Source organism: Streptomyces sp. NPDC057543 (assembly GCF_042801895.1).
In the GTDB taxonomy this organism is placed as follows: domain Bacteria; phylum Actinomycetota; class Actinomycetes; order Streptomycetales; family Streptomycetaceae; genus Streptomyces.
Window position 1 is genome coordinate 1 of sequence record NZ_JBHVFF010000524.1, and the last position, 2,675, is coordinate 2,675.

The 2,675-nt window shown below is 68.8% G+C and carries 2 protein-coding genes and 1 pseudogene; 1 reads left to right on the top strand and 2 read right to left on the bottom strand.

All coding sequences use genetic code 11. The features are described from left to right. Nucleotides 1–167: 167 nt before the first annotated feature. Both ACFU8Q_RS40835 and ACFU8Q_RS40840 read right to left on the bottom strand, forming a co-directional pair. Nucleotides 168–686 (bottom strand): annotated as a pseudogene (locus tag ACFU8Q_RS40835) (transposase); the annotation flags it as partial. Between the two features lie 214 nt (nt 687–900). Next, nucleotides 901–1,860, bottom strand: coding sequence for an alpha/beta hydrolase family protein (locus tag ACFU8Q_RS40840; RefSeq protein WP_384465097.1), 960 nt, complete (start codon nt 1,858–1,860; stop codon nt 901–903). A gap of 85 nt (nt 1,861–1,945) precedes the next feature. Between ACFU8Q_RS40840 and ACFU8Q_RS40845 the strand changes: the two genes are divergently transcribed. Next, nucleotides 1,946–2,536 carry a helix-turn-helix domain-containing protein gene (locus ACFU8Q_RS40845; protein WP_384465100.1) on the top strand — a complete coding sequence of 197 codons (591 nt, stop codon included), beginning with the start codon at nt 1,946–1,948 and terminating at the stop codon, nt 2,534–2,536. Nucleotides 2,537–2,675: the final 139 nt, after the last annotated feature.

The following is a 2,675-nucleotide window of genomic DNA, read 5'->3' on the forward strand; positions in this document are numbered from 1 at the left end:
CTCGAGTACTCCGTCGTCGCCGCCGAGGAACTGCACTCCGGCCGTACCGCTGTGCGCCTGTGGGCCGGACCCGACGTGGCGCGGACGGAACGGCGAGCGTAACGCGCTGTTCGCCGATTCGCTCGTCTACACCGGGATGCGGCTGGGCGAAGGGGCAAGCAGGCTCTTCACAATCCAGGGTGTAGTCGTGGCCTGAAGCCGCCGGTTTCCAGCAGGGATCTGGCGATGTAGTTGGCGAGGTTGCGGAATCCGAGGGCGGAGCTGCGGAGGTGTTCGAGCCGTCCGTTGATGGCCTCGGTCGGTCCGTTGGACGTGCCCGGGCGTTCGAAGTAGGCCAGCACGTCGGTGGCTCGCTTCTTCAGTGTCCGGCCGAGTGTGATGATCTCGCTCAACGCGTTCGGGGCGCCCTGGCTGACCGACCCGATCAACTTCACCATCAGCTCTCGGCCCTTCCTCCGATCGGGTTCGCGGTAGGCGGCGATCATCCGCTGGTAGACCCCCACGTGGCTTCGACCAGCGTCGCTCGCAAACAGTGCGGCCAGTCGGTCCTTCTGCCTGTCGGTGAGCAGGTTGGCGCCGGTGTGGAGGGTTCGCCGTGCGGTATGGAGCGGGTCGCTCTTGCGTCCGCGGTGCCCGTGGATGGCTAGTTGGACACGTCGGCGGCATCGGTCGAGTGCGTCGCCGGCCGGGTGCGGGTCCGCCTGCGCGCCGACTGATGCCGACCTTGAGAGCCGGCCCCGGGGAGTCCGGGGCCGGGGCCGTCTCAGACCATGAGGCAGTAACTCGGCGCATGGTGGGCTCTCCGGTCGGCGGGGCACATCCCTCGGCGCACGGAGTCGGCAGTGTGCTGGTGCCCCGCCAGGAGGCTGCCGACTGCTGGTTTACAGGCGACGCGAGCGCTCATCCCTGGCCGTGGCTCAGCCAATGGGAGATGTCGGCGATGACGGCTGGGTCGACATGCTGTGGGACTCCGTATTCGGCGGGGGTGGATGGTCCTGCGCCGGGGAAGAACAGGTGGTTGTCGGCTTCGTAGACACGGATATCGGCTTCCGGGCGGCCGACCAGGCCCGTCCGCCATCGAACCAGGTCGTTGGCGACGGTGACCTGGTAGTCGCGTCCTCCTTGGAGGATGAGCATCGGCTTGCTGAGTCCGGCCGCGATCGCGACCGGGTCGTAGTCGCGCAGTTCGAGCCAGTACGGCGCGGACAGGCCGAACGGCAGATCCGCTGCAGGGGTCGAGGGTGTGAGTTCCGGGCTGTCGACCAGGGCGGCCTGCCGCTGGAAGGTCTCGATGACCGTGGGCGGGACCTGGTCGGGGAGCATGGTGGCGAGGTAGCTGACGACGCGGACCGCGGCGTGGTGCATTGGCTGCGTGTCACCGGCCATGATCACCAGGCCCGCCACCGTGGGTGCGGCGGCGGCGACGGCGGGGGCGACCTTGCCGCCCATGCTGTGGCCGAGGACGAAGACCCGCTCGGGGTCCACCGAGCGATGGCTACGGAGCAGGCCGACCGCGTCGACGGCATGCGGCACGTATTCCTGCGTCATCGTCAGGTCCGATGCCGCGGCCACATCGCGGTGGGCGTATGTCGCCTTGTCGAAGCGCAGCACCGTCGTCCCGCGGCTGGCGAGCCCCCAGGCCAGGTCCTTGAGCGGTTTGTTCGGCCCGCTGGTCTCGTCGCGGTCGAACGGCCCACCACCGGCGAGCAGCACCACGCCAGGGCCGGGAGCCTGCCTGCGGGGGACGCTCACCGTGCCTGGCACCGCGAATGGGCCGGTGCCGACGGTGACCTCATGCTCGCTGAAGCGGCCGGGCTCGGCATAGGGCGGTGGCATCCAAGCGAGTTCTGAGCCGGTCATGGACTTTGTCGCAGCGCCGTCAGGCATCCCATCACAACCTTTCTCAATGAATGCGAACGGTAGCATGGCGTGAGATCATTGCGGGATGGATGCTTTCGAACTCTTGGCCCACCCGGTGCGGTTGCGAGTGGTTCACGCGATGCGCGGCGGCAGGGAACTGACCACCGCCGAGCTGTGCGACCGCATCCGGGACGTCTCGAAGGCGACGGTCTACCGGCACGTCGATCTGCTCGCAGCCGGCGGGGTTCTGGAAGTCGCCCTGGAGCGGCGCGTGCGCGGCGCGGTCGAGCGCCGCTACCGGCTGCGCCGCGACCGCGCGGGGATCACTACAGACACGGCCAATTCACTCTCGATCGACGACCATCGCAGCGCATTCGCCGCCGCTCTGGCGGTCCTGACCTCCGAATTCACCGCGTATCTCGACCGCGACACGGTCGACCCGGTAGCCGACCTGGTCGGCTACCGGCAGCATGCCGTCTGGCTCAGCCCTGGGGAACTGCGCGGGATGATTGACGGGATGCGGGAGGCGATCGCCCCCCACCTGGCCAACGAGCCATCACCCGACCGCACGCAGTACCTGATCAGCCCGATCCTCTTCCCCGTCGAAGCGCCGCCGACCGAGACCGGCGCCGATAGCACCGCCGCGGGCAACCCGAGCCCGGGACCCGGTAGCTGAGCAAAGTCCACCACTGTCCCTGTGCCCGGTTGCCGTGCAGGTCAGGGCCTGTTTCGAGGCTTGCCCGCCGCTCCGACACCCGTATGCCGACTGGTGTTTCGCCGGTGAAGGGGTGTCGGGCAGATGCGGCGCCGCGGGC

Excerpts from the sequence above, each read along its gene's own strand:
- ACFU8Q_RS40845 (WP_384465100.1), top strand. The coding sequence starts at position 1,946 with ATGGATGCTTTCGAACTCTTGGCCCACCCGGTGCGGTTGCGAGTGGTT.
- ACFU8Q_RS40840 (WP_384465097.1), bottom strand. The coding sequence starts at position 1,860 with ATGACCGGCTCAGAACTCGCTTGGATGCCACCGCCCTATGCCGAGCCC.